This is a genomic window from Rhodococcus sp. MS16 (genome assembly GCF_013277795.1).
GTDB lineage: Bacteria > Actinomycetota > Actinomycetes > Mycobacteriales > Mycobacteriaceae > Rhodococcus_F > Rhodococcus_F globerula.
The window spans coordinates 515,041-539,270 of the sequence record NZ_VBTM01000001.1; the positions used below are offsets into that span (position 1 = coordinate 515,041).

The 24,230-nt window shown below is 60.2% G+C and carries 24 protein-coding genes; 12 read left to right on the plus strand and 12 right to left on the minus strand.

What is annotated here, in order from left to right; translation table 11 throughout:
* The first annotated feature begins 9 nt into the window (after window positions 1-9).
* The 5 genes from pdhA (at window position 10) to FEZ60_RS02480 (ending at window position 4,108) form a co-directional block, all read left to right on the plus strand.
* Window positions 10-951: a pyruvate dehydrogenase (acetyl-transferring) E1 component subunit alpha gene (gene pdhA / locus FEZ60_RS02460; RefSeq protein WP_239654752.1), complete on the plus strand. Its 942-nt coding sequence runs from the start codon at window positions 10-12 to the stop codon at window positions 949-951.
* Window positions 951-1,925 (plus strand): alpha-ketoacid dehydrogenase subunit beta, encoded by a 975-nt coding sequence (locus FEZ60_RS02465; protein WP_045067609.1) that lies wholly within the window; start codon window positions 951-953, stop codon window positions 1,923-1,925. The genes pdhA and FEZ60_RS02465 overlap by 1 nt, the downstream gene beginning before the upstream one ends.
* A 14-nt stretch (window positions 1,926-1,939) precedes the next feature.
* The gene (locus FEZ60_RS02470) at window positions 1,940-3,067 is read left to right on the plus strand and encodes a dihydrolipoamide acetyltransferase family protein (protein WP_045067610.1); all 1,128 of its coding nucleotides are present in this window, start codon (window positions 1,940-1,942) and stop codon (window positions 3,065-3,067) included.
* Window positions 3,068-3,078: 11 nt separating this feature from the next.
* The gene (locus FEZ60_RS02475; protein ID WP_045067611.1) at window positions 3,079-3,327 is read left to right on the plus strand and encodes an acyl carrier protein; all 249 of its coding nucleotides are present in this window, start codon (window positions 3,079-3,081) and stop codon (window positions 3,325-3,327) included.
* Between the two features lie 565 nt (window positions 3,328-3,892).
* Window positions 3,893-4,108 (plus strand): hypothetical protein, encoded by a 216-nt coding sequence (locus FEZ60_RS02480; protein ID WP_045067613.1) that lies wholly within the window; start codon window positions 3,893-3,895, stop codon window positions 4,106-4,108.
* A gap of 35 nt (window positions 4,109-4,143) precedes the next feature.
* Here FEZ60_RS02480 and FEZ60_RS02485 read toward each other — a convergent pair whose 3' ends face one another.
* From FEZ60_RS02485 to FEZ60_RS02525, 9 genes are all read right to left on the minus strand, one after another.
* Entirely contained in the window at window positions 4,144-6,201 is a 2,058-nt protein-coding gene (locus FEZ60_RS02485) for an erythromycin esterase family protein (RefSeq protein ID WP_084702784.1), read from the minus strand.
* 46 nt (window positions 6,202-6,247) lie between these two features.
* The gene (locus FEZ60_RS02490) at window positions 6,248-6,520 is read right to left on the minus strand and encodes a cold shock domain-containing protein (RefSeq protein WP_045067616.1); all 273 of its coding nucleotides are present in this window, start codon (window positions 6,518-6,520) and stop codon (window positions 6,248-6,250) included.
* The gene (locus tag FEZ60_RS02495; RefSeq protein WP_084702786.1) at window positions 6,510-6,938 is read right to left on the minus strand and encodes an SPW repeat protein; all 429 of its coding nucleotides are present in this window, start codon (window positions 6,936-6,938) and stop codon (window positions 6,510-6,512) included. The genes FEZ60_RS02490 and FEZ60_RS02495 overlap by 11 nt, the downstream gene beginning before the upstream one ends.
* 174 nt (window positions 6,939-7,112) lie before the next feature.
* Window positions 7,113-7,277 carry a hypothetical protein gene (locus FEZ60_RS02500; RefSeq protein WP_045067618.1) on the minus strand — a complete coding sequence of 55 codons (165 nt, stop codon included), beginning with the start codon at window positions 7,275-7,277 and terminating at the stop codon, window positions 7,113-7,115.
* Between the two features lie 59 nt (window positions 7,278-7,336).
* Complete coding sequence (locus FEZ60_RS02505) at window positions 7,337-7,804, minus strand: Hsp20/alpha crystallin family protein (protein WP_045067621.1); 468 nt, start codon at window positions 7,802-7,804, stop codon at window positions 7,337-7,339.
* 1,210 nt (window positions 7,805-9,014) lie between these two features.
* The gene (locus tag FEZ60_RS02510) at window positions 9,015-9,764 is read right to left on the minus strand and encodes an SDR family NAD(P)-dependent oxidoreductase (RefSeq protein ID WP_045067623.1); all 750 of its coding nucleotides are present in this window, start codon (window positions 9,762-9,764) and stop codon (window positions 9,015-9,017) included.
* A 9-nt stretch (window positions 9,765-9,773) separates the two neighbouring features.
* Window positions 9,774-10,022 carry a hypothetical protein gene (locus FEZ60_RS02515; protein ID WP_045067624.1) on the minus strand — a complete coding sequence of 83 codons (249 nt, stop codon included), beginning with the start codon at window positions 10,020-10,022 and terminating at the stop codon, window positions 9,774-9,776.
* A 47-nt stretch (window positions 10,023-10,069) separates the two neighbouring features.
* Entirely contained in the window at window positions 10,070-10,978 is a 909-nt protein-coding gene (locus FEZ60_RS02520) for a universal stress protein (RefSeq protein WP_045067626.1), read from the minus strand.
* Complete coding sequence (locus tag FEZ60_RS02525; protein ID WP_045067628.1) at window positions 10,975-11,493, minus strand: flavodoxin domain-containing protein; 519 nt, start codon at window positions 11,491-11,493, stop codon at window positions 10,975-10,977. The genes FEZ60_RS02520 and FEZ60_RS02525 overlap by 4 nt, the downstream gene beginning before the upstream one ends.
* A gap of 232 nt (window positions 11,494-11,725) precedes the next feature.
* On the opposite strand from FEZ60_RS02525, the gene FEZ60_RS02530 reads away from it, so the two are divergent.
* Together FEZ60_RS02530 and otsB are read left to right on the plus strand one after the other, a co-directional pair.
* Window positions 11,726-12,121: a hypothetical protein gene (locus FEZ60_RS02530; protein WP_146153466.1), complete on the plus strand. Its 396-nt coding sequence runs from the start codon at window positions 11,726-11,728 to the stop codon at window positions 12,119-12,121.
* Between the two features lie 78 nt (window positions 12,122-12,199).
* Complete coding sequence (gene otsB, locus FEZ60_RS02535) at window positions 12,200-15,436, plus strand: trehalose-phosphatase (RefSeq protein ID WP_172935455.1); 3,237 nt, start codon at window positions 12,200-12,202, stop codon at window positions 15,434-15,436.
* 61 nt (window positions 15,437-15,497) lie between these two features.
* Here otsB and FEZ60_RS02540 read toward each other — a convergent pair whose 3' ends face one another.
* Both FEZ60_RS02540 and FEZ60_RS02545 read right to left on the minus strand, forming a co-directional pair.
* Entirely contained in the window at window positions 15,498-16,496 is a 999-nt protein-coding gene (locus FEZ60_RS02540) for a zinc-binding alcohol dehydrogenase family protein (RefSeq protein WP_045067631.1), read from the minus strand.
* 35 nt (window positions 16,497-16,531) lie between these two features.
* Window positions 16,532-17,422: a universal stress protein gene (locus FEZ60_RS02545; RefSeq protein WP_045067632.1), complete on the minus strand. Its 891-nt coding sequence runs from the start codon at window positions 17,420-17,422 to the stop codon at window positions 16,532-16,534.
* A gap of 243 nt (window positions 17,423-17,665) precedes the next feature.
* Between FEZ60_RS02545 and FEZ60_RS02550 the strand changes: the two genes are divergently transcribed.
* From FEZ60_RS02550 to FEZ60_RS02570, 5 genes are all read left to right on the plus strand, one after another.
* Window positions 17,666-18,637, plus strand: coding sequence for a hypothetical protein (locus tag FEZ60_RS02550; protein ID WP_172935457.1), 972 nt, complete (start codon window positions 17,666-17,668; stop codon window positions 18,635-18,637).
* A 74-nt stretch (window positions 18,638-18,711) separates the two neighbouring features.
* Window positions 18,712-19,359 (plus strand): response regulator transcription factor, encoded by a 648-nt coding sequence (locus FEZ60_RS02555; RefSeq protein ID WP_045067635.1) that lies wholly within the window; start codon window positions 18,712-18,714, stop codon window positions 19,357-19,359.
* Window positions 19,356-21,047 carry a GAF domain-containing sensor histidine kinase gene (locus tag FEZ60_RS02560; protein ID WP_084702790.1) on the plus strand — a complete coding sequence of 564 codons (1,692 nt, stop codon included), beginning with the start codon at window positions 19,356-19,358 and terminating at the stop codon, window positions 21,045-21,047. The genes FEZ60_RS02555 and FEZ60_RS02560 overlap by 4 nt, the downstream gene beginning before the upstream one ends.
* Before the next feature lie 2 nt (window positions 21,048-21,049).
* The gene (locus tag FEZ60_RS02565; RefSeq protein WP_202025682.1) at window positions 21,050-21,595 is read left to right on the plus strand and encodes a flavodoxin domain-containing protein; all 546 of its coding nucleotides are present in this window, start codon (window positions 21,050-21,052) and stop codon (window positions 21,593-21,595) included.
* A gap of 120 nt (window positions 21,596-21,715) precedes the next feature.
* Window positions 21,716-22,735, plus strand: coding sequence for a hypothetical protein (locus FEZ60_RS02570; protein ID WP_045067638.1), 1,020 nt, complete (start codon window positions 21,716-21,718; stop codon window positions 22,733-22,735).
* Here the strand turns inward: FEZ60_RS02570 and FEZ60_RS33045 are convergent, their stop codons facing one another.
* Complete coding sequence (locus FEZ60_RS33045) at window positions 22,736-24,214, minus strand: AAA family ATPase (protein WP_346343319.1); 1,479 nt, start codon at window positions 24,212-24,214, stop codon at window positions 22,736-22,738.
* Window positions 24,215-24,230 lie beyond the last annotated feature (16 nt).

Sequence of the window (24,230 nt, forward strand, 5' to 3'; positions counted from 1 at the left end):
CTCACCGACATGCTCCGTATCAGACGACTCGAAGAAAAGGCCGCAGAACTGTACGGCGCGGGGAAGATTCGCGGGTTCCTGCACCTGTACGTCGGCGAGGAAGCTGTCGCAGTTGGCGCACTACACGCATTACTGCCAGAAGATTCGGTGGTTGCCACGTATCGCGAACACGGCCACGCACTCATCCATGGGGTGCCGATGAACGCAATCATGGCGGAAATGTTCGGAAAACGCGAGGGCTGCTCGCGAGGCAGGGGCGGCTCCATGCACCTGTTCGACGCGAAGACACATTTCTACGGTGGCAACGCTATCGTCGCCGGCGGCATCCCCCTTGCCGTAGGGCTGGCGATGGCGGACAAGATGCAGGGACGAAAGAGCATTACCGCTTGCTTTTTCGGAGAAGGAGCCATGGCCGAAGGAGCCTTCCACGAATCGATGAATCTGGCATCCCTGTGGCAACTTCCGGTGCTGTTCTGTTGTGAGAACAACTTGTACGCCATGGGTACCGCACTCGCACGGTCCGAGTCCCAGACAGATTTGTGCGTCAAGGCTGCTTCCTTCGACGTCCCGACCCTGCGGGCCGACGGAATGGATGTCATTGCGAGCCTCGAAGCCGCGCGGGCGGGCGCGGCCCATGTACGGGCAACTGGGGGGCCTCACTTCGTAGAGTTTCAGACTTACCGCTTCCGCGCGCACTCGATGTTCGATCCGGAACTGTATCGAGACAAAGCGGAAGTCGACGCGTGGAAGGCACGTGGCCCGATCCACACATTCTCAGCTCGACTGAAAGGGCTGGGCCTGTTCAGCGAGACGGAATTCCTTCGAATCGACGATGCCGTAGCAGCGGAAGTGGACGCCGCTGTCGCTTTCGCTGAAGCCGGCACCTGGGAGTCACCCGAGGACCTCCTGCGAGATGTCCTGACTCCCGCGGATGCGGCGAAGGAGATCTGATGAAGACAAGTTACCGCGAAGCGATGCGGGAGGCGATCCGCGAAGCGATGTCGGCAGATGACCGTGTCTTCCTGATGGGGGAGGACATCGGTCGTTACGGAGGCACGTACGCAGTCTCGAAAGGGCTGCTCGCCGAGTTCGGACCCGACCGTATCCGAGACGCGCCACTGTCGGAATTGGGATTCGTCGGTGTCGGGATCGGCGCGGCGATCGGTGGGATGCGGCCGATCGTCGAAATCATGACGGTCAATTTCAGCTTGCTGGCACTTGACCAGATCGTGAACACAGCAGCGTCGATACGACACATGTCCGGCGGACAATTCTCGGTGCCGGTCGTTATCCGGATGGCTACCGGTGCAGGTCGACAACTTGCGGCCCAGCACTCCCACAGTCTCGAGAATTGGTATGCCCACATCCCCGGGATTCGTGTGCTCGCTCCCGCAACGGTGACCGACGCCCGCGGCATGCTCGCCCAAGCCCTCGCGGATCCGGATCCGGTGATCATCTTCGAGCACGTCGGGCTATACAACAGTGTCGCAGATATCGACTGGCCGCAGCCCGTCGATATCGACTCCGCGAAGGTTCGTCGAGTCGGCAAGGACATCACCTTGATCAGCTACGGCGGGTCCATGCCCAAGACCTTGGCTGCAGCAGACACACTCGCCGAGGAGGGCCTTGATGCCGAGGTGCTCGACCTCCGCGTCCTACGACCACTCGATACCGAGGCAATCACATCATCTGTGAGCAAGACTCACCGAGCTGTGGTCGTCGACGAAGGTTGGCGCAGTGGAAGTCTGGCATCTGAAGTTATGACTCGCATCGTGGAGACAGCGTTCTACGAACTCGACGCGCCACCGCGTCGAGTATGCAGCGCGGAAGTTCCCGTGCCGTACCCGAAACACCTCGAGCAGGCTGCTATCCCGCAGATAGAGACGATCGTGTCCACGGCGCGGAACGTGACAGGTGATCGGTGACGTGAGGAACCCCCATGTTTGATTTCGTACTGCCTTCCCTCGGCTCCGATATGGAGGAGGGCACACTCACCGACTGGCTGGTCAAGCCGGGCGAGGAAGTCGAACGCGGTCAAGCCGTCGCAACGGTAGACACCGTGAAAGCAGCAGTGGACGTGGAAATCTGGCAGAAAGGAACGATATATCAATTGCTGATCGAACCCGGGACGACCGTGTCGGTGGGGACTGCCATGGCAACGCTCCTCGCACCAGGCGAGTCCGCTCCCGACACGGCTCCGGAGCCGAAACCATTGCAGGACAAAGCGGAACCGCAACGACGAATTCGTGTATCCCCGGTGGCGCGCCGAGAAGCTGAGAAACTCGGCATCGACATCGCCTCACTCGAGGGAACAGGACCGCTCTCGTCAGTAACACTGAACGATGTGCTCAATGCCGCGCATTCGAGGACTTCGGAACCGACCGAGGTCGTTGCCGCAGACAAGGCCAAGGAGATGCGCCGGGCAATCGCAGCATCGATGAGCCGGTCCAAGCGCGAGATACCGCACTACTACTTGACCGACCACATCCCCTTGGAAGCAGCTGCCGCTTGGCTCGAACGTGAAAACACCGGTCGCCCGGTGACTGAGCGCCTGTTGGCCGCTGTGCTGCAACTCAAGGCGGTTGCACTTGCAGCGCAACGCTTCCCCGAGATGAACGGGTTCTGGCAGGACGGCGAGTTCCGAACCCACAAGTCCGTGCACGTGGGTGTTGCGATATCTCTGCGTCAAGGAGGTCTGGTCGCCCCGGCCATTCACGACACCGCTGACAAACCCCTCCGACAACTGATGACCGAGTTGACAGACTTGGTGGCACGCGCACGTGCCGGGTCGATGCGCAGCTCCGAGATGTCGGATCCGACACTGACGGTGACGAACCTGGGCGAACGCAGCGTCGAAGCAGTCCTCGGAGTCATATACCCGCCGCAAGTGGCGCTGGTCGGATTCGGCCAGATCGCCGAGCGGCCGTGGGTTGATGACGGAAAACTGTGTGTTCACAAAGTGGTCACCTCATCGCTCGCAGCCGACCACAGAGCTTCCGACGGGCATCGCGGAGCTCAGTTCCTGACCGCAATCAGTGAACTGCTGCAACATCCGCAAGATCTGTAAAGGAGCTGAACGTGAACGCATCCGACATCGAGACGTCGGTGATCGCGGCGCTGCAAGACATCGCACCCGAAATCGACGACAGCGAACTCGTCCGCGATCAATCGCTTCGAAGTCAAGTGGACCTCGATTCGATGGACTGGCTGAATTTCCTTGTCAGACTGCACTCGAGGCTCGGAGTCGATATTCCGGAGTCCGACTATGCCGCACTAGTCACGCTGGCAAATATCACTGACTACGTTTCCACTCGCATACCGTCCTGAGATCGCATTTGTTCCCCTTCCTCGGCGAACATGTACGCTGCCTTCGCTTTCAGGGGTATCCGATGCATCTCTAGCAATGTAGGAAACCAGCGGCTCCTCTCTGCCAGTTCCCTCACTGCTGTCCTCATGACCGTTGCGACCGAGTACCCCGGTGAGGCGCTCGATTGCGGTGTGGCCGGTGATCACCGTGCGGCCCTGGTCGATCGCATCTCGCTGCCAGCGGATGGACACCGTGTGGGAATGCCCTGTCGGAAGGCGGTTCAAGTGAATACCGGCACAAAATAGTCTTGCTCGTCGGTGGGGTGTCTTATCGCTGATCGGAATGGTCATGCTGATCGCCACCGCCATACGGGGCCGGTTCTACTTCCACCAGCGCCACGACGAGTACTTCACCACTCCCGCCGAGGTATACCGGACGAAGGCCGGTGCCCTGGTCTCCCCGCAGCTCGATTGCGTACGTCCGTGTACCGCCAATCTGGCCTCGCGGTGATGATGTCGGAAGGATTCTGTTGCGCGCCTCGGCGAAGGAGTCCGGAACCGCGGTATTCGTCGGGATCGAACGCGCATGAAGTCGACAAACATCTGCCCGGTGTTGCGCACACTGTGGTTACCGACCTCAGGTTCGGACCGTTCGATATCGGGTATCGGAAGATCCGTGGAACAGGGCCCGCAGTACCTCCCGAATCCTGTCTTCTTTCCCCGCCGGCTCTCGTTCGCCGTCGCCGTCGCCGTCGCCGTCGACATCGCGATCATCGCAGTAGTTCTCGCATGGAGTCAGTGACAGGGGTAGATGTCCGGCTGGCACGGCGTAAAGGGTTACAGTGCAAAGGGATAGGTTTCGGGCCGTTCTCCTTCTATCCACAAACTTGTGCGGTCGAGCGGTTCAAGGGCCCTTGTCGTATCTACGTGCACCACCGCGTCGAATTGGTCGGACAACCTGGCATGGAAGTAGTGGCTCTGTCTTTCCGTTTCGGGACGGTAGATCACACCGATAGCACGTTCCAGACGTGCAGTCCGCAGTGCGTCGGCAGCAGGTCCGTGGTGGGTGCGTATGAGGAATGAACCTCTGCCGACCTCGTGGAAAAGTTCCTCGACGCTACTGGGCAAGGCCGCGCGGACAACTTTGCGTTCGGCCGGTCCGCCCCATTCGCCGGCGGCAGTGACAGTCCCTTCATACGTACTGAAGCCGATCAGACGACAGGTGTCAGGATATCGTTCGCGGACCAGTTGCCCGACCGTCAGCTCGCCGTGCGCTCCCACCTCGGTGGCACGGGCATCGCCGACATGCGAGTTGTGGGCCCACACCACCACACGCGACGGCGTTTCGGCCCCAATGTCGAGGTGCTTGACCAGTGCATCGAGTGTGTCGACCATGTGGCGGTCGCGCATGTTCCATGACGAGACCCTGGCTCGGAACATGGTGCGGTAGTACTCTTCTGCATCACGCACCGTGGCCGCGTTGCGCTCGGCATAGAACTGTTCGTCCTCCGGGGCGCTGCCGTCTTGGCCAACGTAGTCGATGGCATGGCACTGAAGATCTTTCAGCTGTTCGACGACCTGTGTCTCACACGATTCGCCGGCGCCGAAAGCTGCTGCGTAGCCGTAGGACTGACCGTCCTCTGTTGCTACCTGGTCGAAACAGGAATATCGATCACGAGCGCGTCGTGCTGCATCCGGATCCACGCGTTCGAGGTATTCGATCACTTCCTGGATGGATCGGTGCATGCTGTAGAGATCGAGTCCGTAGAATCCCACCTGGTGACCGTCGACTGCTGCGCTGGCCGTGTTGTGCTCGCGTAGCCAGGCAACGAAGTCGAGTACTTCCGTATTGCGCCACATCCAGGCAGGGAATCGTTCGAAGCCGCGCAGTGACTGCTCCGCCGAAGTGTCCTGCCCCTGCCCGCGAGCATATCGGTTGATTCGGTAGGCATCCGGCCAGTCGGCTTCTGCAGCGACAGCATTGAAACCCTTGTCCTCGATCAGGATTCGTGTCATCTCGGCACGTGCAGCGTAGAACTCGTGAGTGCCGTGTGAACTCTCGCCGATCAGCACTACGCGTGCATCACCGACAAGATCGAGTAGGGCGTCACGAGGGGGAACACCGTTTGGCGCGCTTTCGCTGGCAATTCGAATAATTCCCGCAGCCGAGGTGAATTCGTGAATCCTGGCGCCATCTGTGTTCCTGCCGCGGGTCGAGGTGCGCAGTAATGTGCATACTTCCTCGTCCGTCACCTGGCTGAAATCCCAGAACGAGGCGCCGACCGCGCGGAACGGAAAGGGCATGGTCGCACACACCATGTCGTCGACCATTGCGCCGAGTTCGCGGCACGTCGATTCTGGTGCCGCTGGCACCGCGACGACGATCCGCGCAGGCTCCTGTCGACGGATCGAGTCGACCGCGGCGAAGATGCTGGCGCCGGTGGCGAGACCGTCGTCGACAAGAATCACTGTCTTGCCCGCGACCTCGGGTGGCGGCCGATTCTCCCGGTACACGGCTTCGCGTCGTGCCAGTTCGCGGCCTTCCTTGACCACGACTTCGCTCAGTTGCGCCGAGGAGATGGCGAGGTCTCGGAGAAGGTCGTCGTTGAGGACCACGGACCCGCCGCTGGCGAGGGCTCCCATGGCATATTCGTCATGCCCAGGGATGCCGAGTTTGCGCACGACAAACGCATCGAGAGGAGCGTCCAGCGCTGCCGCTACTTCCCATGCCACGGGAACGCCTCCGCGTGCGAGGCCGAGGACGACGACATCCGAGTTGCCGCGGTAAACCGTCAGTAGTTCCCCGAGCATGCGACCTGCTTCTCGACGATTCCGAAAGACCTGTTCCGGTCTGCCCGCAGATGTTCTGGTGGAACTGCTCTTATTTCGACTCACTCCTCTGCCCGCCGATGCACCGGACCATATTGGTTCGCAACGATGTTCACGTTATTTCGGCTCGTGTGCGCCGGGTACGCGTATTTTTGTGGACATTGCGGGCCTGGGGCGGGTGTGTTGTCAGGTCGAGGTCGTAGGTAACTAGCTCTCCGTCATCAAGCGTGCGGAAACCGCTTCCTGCGATCTCGGAATGGTGCACGAAGACGCTAGGGCCGTCGCCGTCGGGTGCAATGAACCCGAACCCGCTCGCCTGGTTGAACCATTCGACGTGACCGTGTCTCTGTTTGGCGGAGGCAATCGCGTTCGGGTCACTGGTCATGCGATTCCCGTCGTTGAATGCGCGGTCCCATTCCTACTGCTGCAGTGGCAAGCCCAAGAAGGCACACCAGTGCTGCGACAACGGAGTTGGACCAGATCATCGCCGTGCTGGTATCGACACCGGAAACGATCCAGGGGGAGACGATCAACCAGATCCCGAGTAACGGTGCGACGAAGGTCAGGCCGTGACTGCGGCCGTATGCGGTTGCGAACGCGACCGAGAGCACTGCGATAGCCAGACCGGTGATCAGGTTCGTTACGGTCAGGGGAGTTTGGTTGTCGAAGCCGACGATCCACGCGGATGCAGCGCCGTACAGTCCGGACATCATCATCATGCCGTCGGTGATTTGGGCGGTAGGTTCCTGGGCTACCTGATCGTGGCGCTCGCGCAGTGCGACGATGTCTGGATGCGTGTGCATGGGTGCGTGGGTAGATGACATTGTGTTCATCTCCTCGGTAATGCGGTGGACAACATATCGTCCGCATCGGTTGGTTTCTTTGGTGGGTAATGGCTTTCGCCAGTGAATCCTGGCGAAGGCAGCCCGGAAGAATCCGAAGAGGACTGACTAGTGGTGAGGTTCTTTTCGTGGTTTTCAGCCTTGGCTGTTGGTTGCTGGATTCGATAATCGCGCCGGTGTGCACAGACCCAGAGTGAGGGCGCTGAGCGTAGCGATCACGAAGGCGACGGTGCTCCACGCCGCTACCGCTGCCAGTGCGAGCCAGAGCGCAACGATCAGGGAGACCACTGATTTAGGCATACCTGCTTCGATCGAGAACGGCGGACTGTACCAGCCTTGACGGACAGAGGATTGATCGTTCAGTTCTTCTTGCCGCCCTTGGCGATTGCCTTCTTGACTTCGACGTGCTTTTCCGGCGATTGTGCTTCGGAAACCGGTACCGTCACCATCAAGATGCCATCGTCGTAGGTTGCGGCGATGTCGTCTTCCTGGGCGCCAGTGGGCAAGGACATCGACCGGAAGAAGCTCCCGTAGTGGAATTCTGACCGGGTGCCCTCTTCCTGCTTCTCGGTGCGTTCTGCCTTGATTGTCAGTTGGCCGTCGCGGACGCTGATATCGACATCGTGTTCGGGGTCTACTCCGGGGAGTTCGGCGCGCAGGACGTATCGGCCCTTTTCGAGGTGTTCCTCGACGCGAATCATGTGGCCTTCGAGCGAGGACCATGCCGGCATCGCCTCGAATCTGGCCATCAAATCGGACCAGTCGGGAAGTGACGGCCACGCCGGTAGCATTGCCGGGCGGGAGCTTCTGGGGGAAAGAACGCTCATAGCTGACTCCTGTGATGGAAATGGTTGCTGATGCCTCCGATTTCACTCCTCACCGGGTGGGGTCAGTAGGGTCAACTGTCCTCGATTCGATGACGAGTGAACTTCCGAACTTGACCGGGTTGCCCGGAAGTGGTTCGCTCAGCCGAGCCCTCAGCCTCATTCTTCTAGTCTGATGTCAGCAATGATGTTGGGCTACAACGGTTTCTCTGCACCTGTGTCGAGGTTGGGCGAGAGATGTCAATGGTTGGCGATGTCTCGGCGTGCACCGATCCACGTGGCTGATGCTGACGACCGCCCAGATGGGTCACCCAGATACGCACCTGTCGTTGCCGGCTGCGGCACACATCAGTCCACCCAGATCGGTACCGTCACGTGTCTGATACGGATGAGTCACCGCACGACGAAACGTTTGTGCTGATTGGCCGAAAGTAATTGATGATGGGTCTTTCGTCATCTATTCGAATGATCCTGCGTCGAAACGTCGTTGACGACCGTATGGTCGTTGTGTCGAGATTCAACATGAGGGGGCGAGTCTTGGTGTGGATAGTGGGTCGCCGTGTCGTGTGCTCGGCGCGGATGACGCTAATACCCCTGGCCTCGGTGTGAGGTCGGGGGTATTGGCACGGGGCAGCCGGGCTGCAATGCAGCCCGGCTGCGTACCTACACCAGGTGAAGGTGAGTTCTTATGCTGGCTAGCTGCCTAACCAACGTGAGTCGGCGCTCCGAGAGCTGCCGAATCGCATCGTCGTTGCCGGCAAGCTGGGCGCGGTTCAGCAGAAACTGACAATTGTCCAGTTGGGCCTTGACGGTCGACATGCCATCACCTTCGATCACTGCGTGGAGGTACGTTCTGATACTGCCAGTGAAAAAAGCAATGTACACGGGCAGAAGTACCTACCCGGGTACCGGTATCGGTCCCGACATGACAGAAAGTAACCTCGGTGTGAGGTTGTGACCACCTCGTAGTTACCGGTATGTAAGTGGCGGACCCCAACGCGGGGCATTAAGTTCATCTTCGCGTCATCGACGTTGTCGACGGTGCCGGGCCCCGCTGATTGTGACTCCCATCCCGGTCAGCGGGGTCTGTTCTATTTTTTTCTCTGCTTCCTCGTTCGCGAGATTGGTCACCGAGACGAGAGGCAGCTAACCGCCCATTCGCTCCCGCGAAATCGGTTCCGTGTCAATGGATTTTCTCATTGGGTGCGAATCGTTATTTCCCATCGGGAACGGGGTGAGTGAATCCCGATGTGCACCCGCCGTCGAGGATGAATTCGGAGCCGGTCGAGTACGTCGCTTCGCAGACTATGAACCGCACCATCGAGGCAACCTCCCCAGGGCTTCCGCAGCGCGGGATCGGTTGCCCGGCAACGAATGAGGAACCGAACGGCGCTGTCATTGCATTGTCGATGGGTCCGGGGTGAACTGAGCAGACCCGTATGTTGTACGGGCTGAAGTCAAGCGCGGCAGTCTTCGTAAGCCCTCGAAGGCCCCACTGGCTTGCAACGTACGCTCCGAGTCCCCCGTAGCCGGTCAGAGCGGCGGTGGAGGAAATATTCACGATGGCGCCACTGTGCGATCTCATCAGTGACTGTGCAGCGCAATGCATTCCGAGCCAGGCACCGTACAGGTTGGTGTTCAGGACGTGTCTGAACTGCGTCGGATGTTGCTCTTGAATGCTGCCGGACTCGAGAATGCCTGCATTGTTGACGAGAACGGACAGGGGGCCGAATGTCGTTTCTGCTGTGTCGATGGCAGATTTCCAGCTCTCGGTTTGTGTGACGTCGAGACGTTGGAAGGCCACCTGGTTGCCCAGCTTCGCTGCGCTTTTTTCGCCTTCCGTATCAAGGAGGTCTCCGATCAGGACTCCGATACCTTCTTCCGACAGGGCTTTAGCTATAGCTGCGCCCATCCCGCGCGCGCCACCGGTGACGAGTGCACTTTTTCCCTTGACGTCGTTCACGGCGCCCTCTCAGTCGAAGTTATTGGCCTTGCTGTCGAGGTAACTGATGATCCGTTGACGAGCGAGGCGTTCGCTCAATTCGGGGAGAGCCTTCGACGATGCCCATGACAGGTCGGCAATACAGCCTTCAACGACGATGTCGATACATTCCGGGGAGATGCGTCCGGAGAACTCGGCGGCGAGGCGGTTGACAGTCAGCGATCGCTGTGAGGACCGCGATGTCTCTGGGGATGCGGACGGTTCGAAGTGTGTGGTCATTGCCAGCCCGATCAGTCTGATGTGCTCATTTGTTGTCGGATTTTCGGTTAGGATGCAACGGGGGAATGGACGATCAACAGAGGGCACCACACCGTATGCATGAGGTGCCGGCTTGTGGAACCGAGAAGCATCGAAGAAATTCCGCCGCGCCCGCGTCGTCCCACGACGACGAGTTGTGCTGATGTCGATTCGGCATTCAACTGCCGTGCAGGGCGGTCTTTGACGACGACCCGCCGAACCGCGACATCGGGGTACTTTTCTTTCCACCCGGCGAGTCGTTCAGCGAGCACGGCGTGTTCGGCGGTAGCGATCGCGTCCCAGTCGAGGGCGACACCGTTGGGGTCGGAGGTGAAGGCGGTCGTGAGATGAGAATCGCGCCAGGCATGGACTGCAACGAGATCGACTCCGTGCAGGGATGCAACTTCGAATGCTTCGGCGATGGCAGGTTCGCTGTTTTCCGTGCCGTCGACACCCACTACCACCGGACCGTCGAGCGGCGATCGGTTCGCGCCAGGAATGTGTCGAACGATCGCCACCGGACATGGAGCATGCAACACCACTGCCGCGCTTGTGGAGCCGAGAACACCTGATGCGAATTGATCAAGCCCGTGCGACCCCACGACAAGCATTGCGGCGTCGTGCGATTCGTCCAGCAGCAGTTCGACAGCATTGCCGAATCTCAAGTGCTTGACGATGGTGAGTCGTGTGGAGTCGGCTGAGTTCAGTGCCTCCGCATGGGCTTTCGAGAGCCGTTCCTCACCTTCGTAGCGTTGATCCGGGAACTCAGGTGCTTGCAGCGCTACGGCGTTTCGGAAAGTAGTTTCCGTACCGGGCATCGTGGCGACCAGGTGCAGTGGGCGTGCCCGTAGTGCGGCTTCTCGAGCAGCCCACCGAACGGCGTTCGATGCGGCGTCGGAACGGTCGACTCCGACGACAATCGGTGCGCGCATGGTCATGAGTTGCCTTCCGGTTCCAAGTGGCGTGTTCGCCGGGGTGTGTCGATAATCGACTCTGCCCAACTGCGCACCGACGCCCAATTGCGGAAGTCCCCTTCCGGAGCGTGCACCGCCCGGGATGCGAGCTTTTCGCTGAATCCGAGGACAGTGCGATCGAGTTTGCCGGAGAACGATCGGTGCTCGGCGGCGCCGGTCTTGTCAACCAGGGAGGCAAGGTCGGAGGGATCGCCGCCTGAGGGCTCGTCCGGCCCGATCGGTCCGGACGAGAACAGCCAAACCTGCCGTAGCCGCAGCGCATCGGAGAAGCGATCCGCGAAGTCCTTGGCTTCTTTCATCCAGCGGCCGTAATAGACTGCACTGCCGAGGACGATCGTGTCGTAACCGGTGAGTTCATGTACTTCACCTGGGGCGACAAGATCAACGTCCACGCCGTTGCCACGGAAAGTTTCAGCGAGAACGGCGGCGATCTCAGTAGTCGAGCCGTGCCGACTAGCAGCGGTGACCAGGGCCCTCATGAATGCCTCCGTGCAAGTGGTTGGTGCCGATGCTTGAATCTGGCTGCTGCCGTAAGCCTCGCGACTCGAGGGCGGGGCCTTCAACTCGAATTGTTCCGCGGCGACTTGCCTGACGCGAGAGTCACCAGGTGCATGAAAAAGGGCCTTTGGACCATCTCACTTGTGTTCCGACGGCACGGGTTTGACGCGGGTTATCCCACTAACGTCGAGAGTGACGATCACCGTGTGATCGATGACGCCAACGCAGGAGGGCACAAGCACAATGGAATCTCGGGAGTCTGCACACTGTGTGAGCGCGATAGGTGAGATGGTGGTCATCGGCGGACCGGGTGAGGTTCGGTCGTTTCCCGTCGGTGTGTGGATGTTGACCGACGGCCGGAGAGTAGTAGCGGTCGGTGAGGGTGGCCCGATTTCGGTAGGCGTCGTCGACGGAACGCTCTTGAGTGCCGCTGTGCATGCACGGTGGCCGGGCGCCGTGGTGCTCGAGAGGCGACCGGAGGTCGGCAGCACCCCCGACCCGCGTGGGTATTCCGCGCGATACGTCGAGGTTCGGGACGACGGTTCACGCACGGACCCTGCGTTTGCAGATCTTGCGAAAGCAGGGTTTGTGGTGGGACCGGTCAACTGAGGCATGGCCACCGAACCACTCCGACATCATGGAAACCAGGAGAGAGAACATTGTGCACACACCGTTGGAGCTGACTCGATGACACGGGCTCCGGCAAGCCCTCTCGGCCGCCGAATGTCGGAGATACCGGAAGCTTTGGCGTCCCGAGATCAGTTGACCGCCCTTGTGCGTTCCCGGCAGCCAGCAGTCTTCCTGGACTTCGACGGCACACTCTCGAACATCGTGAACGACCCGGCCGCTGCCACCCTGGTCGACGGTGTCGCACACGAGCTTGCCCGGCTCGCACACTGCTGCCCGGTAGGTGTGATCAGCGGCCGCGATCTGTCAGACATACAGACTCGAGTTGGCATGACCGGGATCTGGTATGCGGGGAGTCACGGTTTCGAAGTCGTCGGACCAGGCGGACATCACTACCGGAATGACAGAGCCCTGTCGTCTGTGCCGGATCTCGAACGTGCCACGCACATGCTTCGGGACCGCCTGTCCAGCGTTCCGGGAGTTGTATTGGAGCACAAGAATTTTACTGTTGCCGTCCATTACCGAACGGTGGATATGGACATGGTCGACGAGGTGGTCGCCACGGTCCACAAAGTCGCGGATCGAGCCGGGCTCCGTGTCACCAGCGGGCGCAAGGTCGTCGAGCTTCGCCCCGACGTCGACTGGGACAAAGGCCAGACACTGGACTGGATTCTCGACCACCTCACAGACACCGGCAACGTACTGCCGATTTATATCGGTGACGACTTCACCGACGAGGATGCCTTTTCCGCGGTGGCGGACCTCGGAGTCGGTATCGTGGTGCGCCACTTCGAGGACGGCGATCGACGGTCGGCTGCCAGATTCGCGGTCGACAGCCCCGACGAGGTCTGCCACCTGTTGCAATGGCTGGCCGATCTGCTGGGAAGCCATTCGGCGACAGTGCCGGAGCCGAGTGATCCTTGGACAGTGTTCTTCGACGGGTACGACCCGAAGGCCGAGAAACTTCGAGAGGCACTCTGCACGGTAGGTAACGGTGCTGTCGCCACTCGCGGTTGCGCACCTGAATCCTCCGCAGGTGCCGGGCACTACCCGGGTACGTACGCGTCCGGCATATTCAACCGTCTCCAGGACGAAATGACCGGGAGCACCCTCGACAACGAAAGCATGGTGAACCTGCCGAACTGGTTGCCGGTGACATTCCGGATCGACGGCGGGTCGTGGTTCGACATCGACGCTGCGGAAGTGCTCGAGTTCCAGCAGTACTTTGATCTTCGCCGGGCCATTCTCACTCGCCGCTTCCGGATCCGCGACAACGCGGGTTACACCACCTCGATCGTCCAGCGAAGATTTGTTGCCATGCACCTCTCGCATGCCTGTGCCCTCGAGATGACAATTGTGGCCGAAAACTGGTCGGGCCGACTCGAGATCCGTTCGGAACTCGACGGCACGGTCGAAAACACACTGGTCGAGCGCTACCGCGGACTCAGCAGCCGTCACCTCGCACTGACGAAGGCCGCCGCACTCTCTAACGACTCGGTGCTGCTTGTGGTGCAGACCAACCAATCTCGAATACCGGTGGCGATGGCAGCCCGGAATACGGTGTGGCGTGACGGCGATCCCTTCCCAAGTCGATACCGGCTAGTCGAGGGCGGCGGCCGGATCGGGCACGACATCACCGTGGACCTCGACACGGGCTGTTCTGTCACTCTCGAGAAAATGGTGACTGTGTTCACCGGCCGTGATCACGCGGTGTCCGAGCCGGCTGACGAAGCCGAGCGCTGGCTCTCCCGGCTAGGCCGTTTCGATGTGGTGCTCGACCGTCATGTGCTGGCGCTGGTGTCTTTGTGGGACCGTATGGGCATCGACTTCGAGGGCCACGGCCACGCGCTGCGCGTCGTACGGTTCCATGTCCTTCACGTGTTGCAGTCGGTCTCACCGAACAGCGCCGACCGTGACGTAGGCGTACCGGCACGCGGACTGCATGGGGAGGCGTATCGAGGCCATATCTTCTGGGACGAGTTGTTCGTTTTTTCGGTGCTGAACCTTCGGATGCCCACGCTGACCCGATCATTGCTGCGGTATCGGTACCGCCGTTTGGGGGAGGCCCGCCGGGCGGCGAGCGAAGCCGGTCACCAGGGCGCGATGTTCCCGTGGCAGTCGGGCAGTGACGGTCGGGAGGAGAGCCAGCAATTGCATCTCAATCCGAGATCCGGTCGCTGGCACCCGGACCCAAGTCGGCGCCAGCACCATATCGGCATCGCGATCGCCTACAACGTATGGCAGTACTATCAGGTCACTGGAGATATGGAGTACCTGATCGATTGCGGTGCAGAGGTTTTGGTGGAAATTGCACGTTTCTATGCCAGCCTCACCTCCTTCGACCAGGCGCTCGGTCGTTATGTCATCCGAGGCGTCATCGGACCTGACGAGTTCCACTCCGGATACCCGAACGCCCCTTTCGGTGGGATCGACAACAACGCATATACCAATGTCATGTCGGTCTGGGTGATGCTGCGGGCACTCGACGCGCTCGACGTGGTCCCGCTTCAGATTCGCTCGGACCTGACTCAGGCGCTGGGACTGACCACGGTGGAAATCGATCGTTGGAGGGATATCACTGCCCACATGTTCGTCCCGTTTCACGATCAGGTCATCAGCCAGTTCGAGGGATATGCCGACCTTCCGGAACTGAATTGGGAAGAGTATCGCCGCCGCTACGGCGACATCCAACGCCTCGATCGAATCCTCGAGGCCGAGGGTGACGACGTCAACTGCTACAAGGCATCGAAGCAAGCCGACGTCATGATGCTGTTCTACCTGCTCTCCTCCGACGAGTTACGGTACATCCTCGACGGTTTGGGCTATGAGTTCGCCGGTGACGCCATACCGAGAACCATCGACTACTACATGGCACGCACTTCGCACGGCTCGACGCTGAGTGGCGTTGTCCATTCCTGGGTGCTGGCACGAGCAAACCGCGATCGAGCGATGGAGTTCTTCGACCTGGCGCTCAAATCCGACATCGCCGATATTCAGGGGGGAACCACCGCGGAGGGAATTCACTTAGCTGCCATGGCCGGCAGTGTCGATCTGCTGCAACGGTGTTTTACCGGGCTCGAGACGCGAGGTGACCGCCTTATCTTTTCCCCGCACTGGCCGGAGCAACTAGGCACCCTCGAGTTTCCCATTTTCTACCGGGGCCATCGACTGCGTCTGTGTATCAATAGCAAGGTAGTGCGGGTCAGCGCCGCGGCGGGGACGCAGCCACCAATCGAGGTCGAGTGCCGTGGTCAGGTCGTGCAACTTCACCCGGGCGCCACAGTCCAACTGACCTAGCGGCTGGGTCTTTTCGGCCGTCTGTTCATCGCTCATCGTGGTGTATTGCGGTCCTGGGTTGTCATGGCACGAGCACTGCGGCACCGATAGTTCTGTCTGCTGCAAGATCGACCAAGGCGCGATTGGCTTGGTCGAGAGGGTAGGCGACGGTGCTGATGTCCAGGTGATGGCGCCCGGCGAAGTCGAGGAATTCGACGGCATCGCGGCGAGTATTCGCTGTGACCGAACGTATCTCGCGTTCGTAGAACAGGTGCCTCTGATAGTTCAGAGACGGGACGTCCGAGAGGTGTATGCCGGCGATCGAGAGGATTCCACCTCGGTCCAACGCTTCGAGTGCGGTGGGAACGAGGTCACCGACCGGTGCAAAGAGGAGGGACGAATCGAGCACCGTTGGAGGGCGGTCGTACGCGCCCTGTACGGAGGTGGCACCCAGGCTGGTCGCAAGGGCACGCGCAGATTTGCTGCGTGTCATGACATGTACTTCTGCTCCTCGGGCAAGTGCTACCTGGGCGGCGATGTGGGCGCTGCCGCCGAAGCCGTAGATTCCCAGTCGACCATCCTCTGGCAGGGACGCACGGTTCAGGGCACGAAACCCGATGATTCCTGCGCAGAGTAGCGGCGCCAGTTCGACATCGGAGTATCCGGATGGCAGGGAGAGCGCGAACTCTGCTGATGCGCAGACGTATTCGGCGTATCCGCCATCGACATCCCATCCGGTGTACGTCGAATGCGGGCACAAGTTCTCTGCGCCGCGAAGGCAGTAACGGCATCGGCCGCACGTCGAATGCAGCCAGGGAATTCCGACGCGGTCACCTGGAGCGAACGACTCGACGCTGCTTCCGACCTCCTCGACCACCCCGACAATTTCGTGGCCCGGGATCACGCAGGCCCGGTGTGCCGGTAGATCACCTTCGGCGACATGGAGATCGGTGCGGCACACCCCGCACGCGAGAACTCGAACCAGAATTTCGCCGACTCCGATCGTCGGGCGCAGGGTCCGTACCTCGACCAGGGGATGGGTTCTGATCGTTCCGGGGTTGCGTGCCTGCCACGCTGTCATAGATGCCGAAGGTCGGGCGCTGTGGCTCACGTCGGTCACCGATGACTGTTGACGATCATCAGTGGACACTGTGCCTCGTGTAGAACTTCTCGGCAGGTGCTTCCGAGGAGCATTCCACTGAATCCGCCGCGCCCACGGCGACCGAGAACAATCAATTGTGCGCGTCCGGAATGGTCGATCAGATTCTTGCCTGGCTTGTCCTTGACCACAATGGTTGTCACACGTACGTCCGGGTATCGGTCACCGTATCCGGCGAGGCTTTCCGCCGTGAGCGCCTGTTCGGTGTTCTGCCGTGCCTCCCAATCGGCATCCCTGAACTTCGAGAAAACAACGTCGAGAGCCACATCCGACCAGGCGTGCACCGCGACGAGGTCGACCCCTCGCAGCGAGGCTTCCTCGAAAGCTGCAGCGATAGCGGGTTCGCTGTGCACGCTTCCGTCGACACCGACGACGACAGGACGCGTGTCGGCGTCTTGGTCCTCGTCGAAGTTTCCACGAAGGACGACCACGGGACACAGTGCGTGCACCGCCAGGGACGAGCTCACCGAACCTACCAACCCGCCCGTGAATTCACCATGACCCCGGGTTCCTACAGCCAATAATCTTGCAGTCTTGGAGATTTCACGGAGTGCAACGACAGGTGGATCGCTGGCAAGTTCGACGTCGACGTCGAGTTCATGCTCTCCCGCTGCATCGGTCGCCAGTTCGGTAGCGTCCGCCAAGCGTCTTTTCGCCGATGCCGCCTGCTCATCGAAGTAGAGAGCAGGCATGCCGATCGGAACACCGTAGTTCGAGGGGGTGAACATGGTGGTCACTACAAGCAGGGGCGCGCTGCGAAGAGCAGCGTCGCGCGCACCCCACGACACTGCCTGACGTGATTGCACCGATCCGTCGTATCCGACAACTACAGGGGGTTTGATTCTCACGGCTGATCTCCTTCGGCTCGCGGCAAGAACGACGGGACTGTTATTGAATCGTCGGCTAGTGGCAGTCCTGACAGCAGAGGAGAAAGTCATTTCCGGTGTCATTCCCTTCTGCGCGTTATCTGGTTTCCGATATCTGTGAGGCGGTGACAATCGGCACTTCTGTAGATGCCTCGGTGCTGCGACGCTTCTACTGACAGCAGTATCCGGAACCTTTGTTCGGTTGACACTGGAGGAGAAGGGGAAATGGACATCACCAGACCCGATTCGAGCGTGTTGCAGCTTGCCGTCGAGTTGGCATGTCGGGCACCCTCTTTGCACAACAGTCAGCCGTGGCGATGGGAGCACTCTGGTGGTGAGCTGAAGCTTTTCGGTGACCGCACCAGGCTACTTCCGGCAGCTGATCCCACCGGTCGACAATTGCACATCAGTTGCGGTGCCGCGCTGCACCACCTGAGTGTGGGTTTGCTTGGGTTGCGGTGGACTACTGACATTCGATACGAACGCCGAGCCATGTCCCCGGACTTGCTTGCCACGATCGGCTTCCGGCGCGATGCGCGTCCGCGCTCACATGACTTCGACATGCTGACGGCGATTCGCCGTCGTCGGACTGATCGCCGGGCCTTCGGCATCTTCGACGAAATCAACTCTCTGGTCGAGAGCGCTGTCGACCAGGCGCAGGAGTTGAACGTCAGCGTTATCGCCTTGGATGAAGCCCAGAGGGAAGGTCTTGTCGAGGCAACGCGGTCGACAGCGGCTGCTCGACGTTACGACGTGGAATATCAAACCGAGCTGCATTGGTGGGCTGGGCATTCCATGACATCAGGAGGGATCCCGGAGACGTCGCTGGTGGCAGGTTCAGGTGGGGTTCCGATCGGCCGAACCTTTCCCACGCGGCAGAATGCGCCGACCGATCCGACAGGATTCGCCGACGAGTCGACAGTGCTCGCGCTCGGTACGCCATCGGACAGTCGCATGGACTGGTTGCGCTGTGGCCACGCCCTCTCGTCAATTCTGCTCGAAGCCACGGTGCGAGGGGCAGCGACGTGTCCGTTGTCGCATGTGACCGAGGTGCCGAGAAGTCGTTCGATAATTCAACGGATGGTGCCCGAAATCGGAACACCGCAGATGCTCGTGCGTATCGGCCGGGCCCCGACCGGTACCCGCCCACAACCGACGCCGCGCCGGCCCGTGACCGACGTCTTCTCGAGTTACTGATTCGTTCACTCTGCGATGGGTAGCCGGGGAGTGTGGGTAATCGCACCTATCCACGCGGGAGAACGGACCTATCGATGATCGACGTATTTCTGGTCGACGACCACGAAGTTGTACGTCGTGGTCTTGCGGAGTTGCTCGACGACGATCCGGATCTCCGCGTCGTCGGTGAAGCGTCGAGCTACGCGCATGCGCTGGCGCGGATCCCGGCTCTTGTGCCTGATGTCGCGGTCCTCGACGTTCGCCTGCCAGACGGAAACGGGATCGAACTGTGCCGGGAACTGCTGTCGAAATTGCCCGCACTGCGGTGCTTGATACTCACCTCCTTCGAAGACGATCAGGCGATGCTGGACGCGATCCTGGCCGGAGCCAGTGGGTATGTCGTGAAAGACATCAAGGGGCTGGATCTGACCCGTGCCGTCCATGACGTCGGATCGGGAAAGTCGCTGCTCGACAACCGTGCCGCCGCGGCGCTGATGGCGAAGCTTCGGACCGATGCGGCGGAGAAGAACGGCCCCTTCGAAGAACTGACCGATCAGGAGCGCGTGTTACTGGGTCTACTGGGCGAGGGTCTGACGAACAGGCAGATTGCCGCGAGGATGTTCCTGGCGGAGAAGACCGTGAAAAACTATGTCTCGCGTTTGTTGAGCAAACTGGGTGTCGAACGTCGCACCCAAGCTGCGATTCTCGCTACGAAAATGCATGAGCATCTGCCACCGCAATGACTAACGACGAGCTGGATCACGAAAGACTGTTCGGGCATCCTCAAAACGAATGTGATGCCCGATCAGACGAACTCATTCGCGTCGACGGGTTTTTGGAAGCGTTGCTTGCAGTCTCGGCAGGACTTGATCTGGATGTAACGCTGCGTACCATCGTCAAATCCGCAATTTCCTTGGTCGACGCAAAACACGGTGCGCTCGGTGTCCTGGGTGAAGGTCACGAGTTGAAGCAATTCGTGTTCGAGGGAATCGACGAGGCGACTCGCGCGCAGATCGGGGACCTCCCGCGTGGTCGTGGTGTGCTCGGCGTGCTGATTTCGGACCCGAAACCCTTGCGTCTGGACGATCTGTCCCAGCACGAGGCGTCTGTCGGGTTCCCTCACCACCACCCCCCGATGCACAGTTTTCTCGGTGTACCCATCCAAACCAGAGGGGTGGTGTTCGGCAATCTCTATCTCACAGAGAAGACGAACGGGCAGTCCTTCACCGAGCACGACGAGATGATCGTGAAGATCCTCGCGTCGGCAGCCGGGATCGCGATCGAAAACTCACAGCTCTACGCACAGACAAACATCAAGCAACAGTGGCAATATGCGACAGGCGAGGTTGTCACGGCCTTGCTTGCAGGTGCGGATCCAGTCGCGGTTCTTCAGCTCATCACCGACAGATCTCTGTCACTCACACAATCGGATTGCGCGTTCCTGGCAGTGCCACCTGATCCGGAACTGACGTCCGCTGATCCTGTCGAATTGGTCATCACGGTCGCGAGCGGCCCTGGCACCGACTTACTCGTCGGCCACGGCATTCCGTTGGACTGCTCCACGTCAGGCCAGGCCTACCGGCTGAAGAAGCCGATCAGCACGAACTCGCTGGCATTCGATCCGGGGTTTGATGACGAACACGATTACGGTCCGGCAATCGTTCTCCCTCTACGCGATGGACAACAGGTCTCAGGAGTACTGGCTGTCCTGAAAGTTCGGGAATCCCAAGCTTACCGACCGGACGACGTGGAGAAGATGTCGGCATTTGCCGATCAAGGAGCGGTCGCGCTTCGGCTGGCCCACAATCAACGTCGGTTACGTGAGCTCGACGTACTCGCCGACCGTGATCGGATCGCGCGTGACCTCCATGATCACGTCATTCAACGCGTATTCGCCGTCGGGTTGTCGATTCAAGGCACCTTGCAACGTGCGCGGACACCGGAGGTTCAGCGCAGGCTCACGGCAACTATTGACGATTTGCAGGACATCATTCAGGACATACGTAGGACTATCTTCGATCTGCATGCATTCGGGGATGAAGTCCCCACCCTTCGCGGCCGTCTGCACAGCGTGATCGCCGAGGTTACCGCGGACACCGACTTGAAGGTCTCTTTGCAGGTGAAAGGTCCACTGACCGTAATAGGTCCGAAGGTCGCAGACCAGGTCGAAGCCGTACTGCGTGAAGGACTCAGCAATGTGGTCAAGCATGCGCAGGCGTCGTCGGCAACGGTTGCCGTCGAGGTGCTCGATGATCTGACGATGACGATAGCCGACGACGGAGTCGGGATTCCGCTGGGAATCCACAGGCGGGGACTACGCAACTTGGCTGAGCGGGCAGCTGAACTCGACGGAACATTCGATGTGCGAACGACTACCCGGTCTGGCACCACCCTGGTGTGGTCCGTTCCGCTCCCGGACAGGGGCGAATGACGATGCCCCGAATTCTGATCGAGTACGCGAGCGCCAAAGGATCCACGGAAGGAATCGCCCGAAGGATCGGAGAATGCTGTGAGAATCTGGGAGCGGACACGAAAATTGTTTCGACGGAACAAGATTCAGATCTCGGCCGGTTCGACGCTGTGATAGTGGGCAGTGCAGTACACGATCGGGACTGGTTGCCCCCGGCTCGCACGGCGGTGGATCGACTGCTCGCCGGCGAACAGGTACCACCGGTGTGGGCGTTCTCGGTGTCCACCTGGGGCGAGACATCGAGTCTTGTTGCTGACCGACTTACGCGGCGCATTCGCGCGACGGCCAGGGAGCCGAATACCGTCGCGCGACTCAGGTCAGGGTCTGACCTACGCGACCATCGACAGTTTGCCGGCGTAGTCAGACGCGGCGATTGGCCACTGTTCGGGCGATGCGTGTTTGCCCTCATGGGCGGCAAGTACGGTGACGCGCGAGATTGGTCCGACATCGAACAATGGGCCGAGGGAATCGTCACGAACCTTCGAAACGAACTCGAGAACTCGCCCTGAAGCCAGGGTGATGATCATGATGACCAACGGCCGTAGCGAGACCAGTGGCGATCGGCGCACGATCGAAAGATGCCCGCGGTGCGCTCTGCCGTGGGAAATTCCAGACGAGAGTGATCGAACATGGTGCACTACGCAAGCGCGGATGCCGAAACGATCTCGAGTGCCGTTTCATACGCATGCCTGGCCCCGTCCGTCCACAACATTCAACCGTGGTCCTGGCGATTGCGGCGCGGTGAACTCAGTCTGTACGTCGATCGTCGCCGCTCGATCCCAATCGAGGACCCAAGCGGTAGGCAACTGGTCATCAGCTGTGGCGCAGCGCTCCATCACCTGCGAGTTGCTCTGGAACACAATCTCCTCGAACCGATCGTTGCGACACTCCCGGACCGCACCGACCCGGATCTGTTGGCCTCGATCACGTTCCGGGGTCGAGCGGAACCGATAGGTTCGAGCGCAGCACTGTTCTCGACCTTGGAGCGTCGACGGACCGACAGACGCCCATTCGATCCACCTCGGGCTGGGGCGTTGACCGGTTTGGTAGTGAACGCGCGCGAATTCGAGGCGTCGATGACGGTCATCGTGCGCCGCTACGGCGCGATGCTCGACAAGGCGTCCAGGATCGCCGCGCAGGAGCACCGCAGTGATACCGCCTATTGGAACGAACTCGAGGCGTGGACTACTCCGGATGGTGCCGAGGCCGGCGTTCCTCTTGGTGCATTGCCCGATGCGCTCTCCTCACACGAGGACGTATCCGCCCGAGCATTCCCTTCCGGGCACCTGAAGATCCAACGCGGTGCACGCGATAATGCTGCGTTGGTTCTGCTCAGCACTGCATCGGATACGCCGAAAGACTGGTTGAACGCGGGACAGGCATTGTCGTCGGTATTGCTACACGCAACTGCCTCGCATCTCGCCACCTGTCCACTGACACACCTCACGGAGGTGGAGGCAAGTCGGGAGATCGTGCGCGACGTCGCATGTAGGTCGGGCGAGACATTCCAGAATCCGCAGATCATGATCCGGATCGGATTATCATCGCATTCCGCGGAGACAGCATCGGGGCAAGCGCAGTTGGGAGCTACAGAACCAGTTGTCTCGGGTAGGCGCACGGTCGAGGAGGTCCTGACCGTCGTACCGTGATTACGCACCGTCGACGGGTGAATGCCCTGATGAATTCCACACATTCACCGCGGCTTCGATGCTGACGTCGATGTCGATGTTGGTGTCGATCGAAACGGATTCAGGCCACGGATCCTGTCCGGCTTCGATAGCGGCCGCCGTTGTGGCGGTGGCGTCGGACAGCGACTCCGTGCGCATCGCAATTCGTTGTACAGCAACAGGTAACGGCGTACTGCAGCAGATTTCGATCAACGCCGACGACGTGGACAAACACAATCCCTGAGCGTTGTGTCGATACCTGGAATCTGACCATGTCGCATCCAGGATGACGGACTGTCCCATCGTCAGCTGCCGGTGCGCCCGTGCCAACATCTCGGCATAGACCGTGTCCAGCGCTGCGGGGGAGTAGAGACCTTGCCGGTACTCGTCTGCCGCGCCGGTGAGTGTGCCATCCTCCATCAGTTCGCGACGCACTCGGTCACTCGAAATGACAACAGCGCCGGTATGTTCGGCGAGACCGACCGACAGTGTTGATTTACCCGAACCTGGGAGTCCGCCGACCAGGCACAACCGCACCTCGGCACGCCGAAGGTGAGAACAGGCAAGAGTGAGGTGGCGTTCGAGCCGCGCGATGCTGCCCGTTCCACCTTGCCTCATACGCAGTGCATCGACTTTCGCGCGGACAGTCGCACGATATGCGATGTAGTGGTCGATCAGCGCCCGTGGTGGAAGATCCTGCGACAGCGCGACTATCGTGGTGAGAAACTCGTCCGCTAGATCCTCTCGCCCGAGGAATTCCAGGTCCATAGCGAGGAAACTTGCATCGTCTATCGTGTCGACGAATCTGAGTTGGTCGTCGAAGTCGAGGCAATCGAGGATTCGAGGACCGTCAGGAAGGACGAATATGTCGTCGGACAGCAGGTCGCCGTGTCCGTCAACGATATGTTCGTCGGCAATTCTCCTGTCGAACAGCACTGTTCGGCCAGACAAGAACGTCTCGGCCATTGTGTTGATCGCATCGACGCTGTCGACAGGAACGGTGCCGACACATAATTCTCGTAGTTCGGCAATGTTCGATTTCCACCGTGCGCCGACACTCTCCGCTGTCGCTTGCGCGTCTATCCACGCGCCTCGGATAGCTCGGCGGTGGAAATCGGCTATCAGGGAAGCGATACGGTGCACTTCGCCCGCAGCGTCCTGACCTGAGGTGATCATCGATGACAGTCGCCGGTCCTCAGGCATCCGGGCCATCACCAGTATCGGCTCTCTCGTTGCGTCGAGCGGATCGTTGAGGTGTGTTACGCCCAGATACACGTCCGGGCTCATCCTGCGGTTGAGTTCGAGTTCGCGGAGCAGCGCCGTCTGTCGTTGCATAGGTGTTCCGAAATCCAGGTAGGCGGTCGATAGCGCTTTTTTGATCTTGTACGCGCGCTCACGGACAAGAAGGACCACACCTGTAGTCGTCTCGTGTACATCGATGTACGAGTCCCGCGTATCCACCTGAATTTGCTCCTCG

Bases quoted from the DNA above. Each gene is read 5' to 3' on its own strand.
- pdhA (WP_239654752.1), top strand. From the start codon at position 10: ATGCTCCGTATCAGACGACTCGAAGAAAAGGCCGCAGAACTGTACGGC.
- FEZ60_RS02465 (WP_045067609.1), top strand. From the start codon at position 951: ATGAAGACAAGTTACCGCGAAGCGATGCGGGAGGCGATCCGCGAAGCG.
- FEZ60_RS02470 (WP_045067610.1), top strand. From the start codon at position 1,940: ATGTTTGATTTCGTACTGCCTTCCCTCGGCTCCGATATGGAGGAGGGC.
- FEZ60_RS02480 (WP_045067613.1), top strand. From the start codon at position 3,893: ATGAAGTCGACAAACATCTGCCCGGTGTTGCGCACACTGTGGTTACCG.
- FEZ60_RS02490 (WP_045067616.1), bottom strand. From the start codon at position 6,520: ATGACCAGTGACCCGAACGCGATTGCCTCCGCCAAACAGAGACACGGT.
- FEZ60_RS02495 (WP_084702786.1), bottom strand. From the start codon at position 6,938: ATGCACACGCATCCAGACATCGTCGCACTGCGCGAGCGCCACGATCAG.
- FEZ60_RS02500 (WP_045067618.1), bottom strand. From the start codon at position 7,277: ATGCCTAAATCAGTGGTCTCCCTGATCGTTGCGCTCTGGCTCGCACTG.
- FEZ60_RS02505 (WP_045067621.1), bottom strand. From the start codon at position 7,804: ATGAGCGTTCTTTCCCCCAGAAGCTCCCGCCCGGCAATGCTACCGGCG.
- FEZ60_RS02515 (WP_045067624.1), bottom strand. From the start codon at position 10,022: ATGACCACACACTTCGAACCGTCCGCATCCCCAGAGACATCGCGGTCC.
- FEZ60_RS02520 (WP_045067626.1), bottom strand. From the start codon at position 10,978: ATGACCATGCGCGCACCGATTGTCGTCGGAGTCGACCGTTCCGACGCC.
- FEZ60_RS02525 (WP_045067628.1), bottom strand. From the start codon at position 11,493: ATGAGGGCCCTGGTCACCGCTGCTAGTCGGCACGGCTCGACTACTGAG.
- FEZ60_RS02530 (WP_146153466.1), top strand. From the start codon at position 11,726: ATGACGCCAACGCAGGAGGGCACAAGCACAATGGAATCTCGGGAGTCT.
- otsB (WP_172935455.1), top strand. From the start codon at position 12,200: ATGACACGGGCTCCGGCAAGCCCTCTCGGCCGCCGAATGTCGGAGATA.
- FEZ60_RS02540 (WP_045067631.1), bottom strand. From the start codon at position 16,496: ATGACAGCGTGGCAGGCACGCAACCCCGGAACGATCAGAACCCATCCC.
- FEZ60_RS02550 (WP_172935457.1), top strand. From the start codon at position 17,666: ATGGACATCACCAGACCCGATTCGAGCGTGTTGCAGCTTGCCGTCGAG.
- FEZ60_RS02555 (WP_045067635.1), top strand. From the start codon at position 18,712: ATGATCGACGTATTTCTGGTCGACGACCACGAAGTTGTACGTCGTGGT.
- FEZ60_RS02560 (WP_084702790.1), top strand. From the start codon at position 19,356: ATGACTAACGACGAGCTGGATCACGAAAGACTGTTCGGGCATCCTCAA.
- FEZ60_RS02565 (WP_202025682.1), top strand. From the start codon at position 21,050: ATGCCCCGAATTCTGATCGAGTACGCGAGCGCCAAAGGATCCACGGAA.
- FEZ60_RS02570 (WP_045067638.1), top strand. From the start codon at position 21,716: ATGGTGCACTACGCAAGCGCGGATGCCGAAACGATCTCGAGTGCCGTT.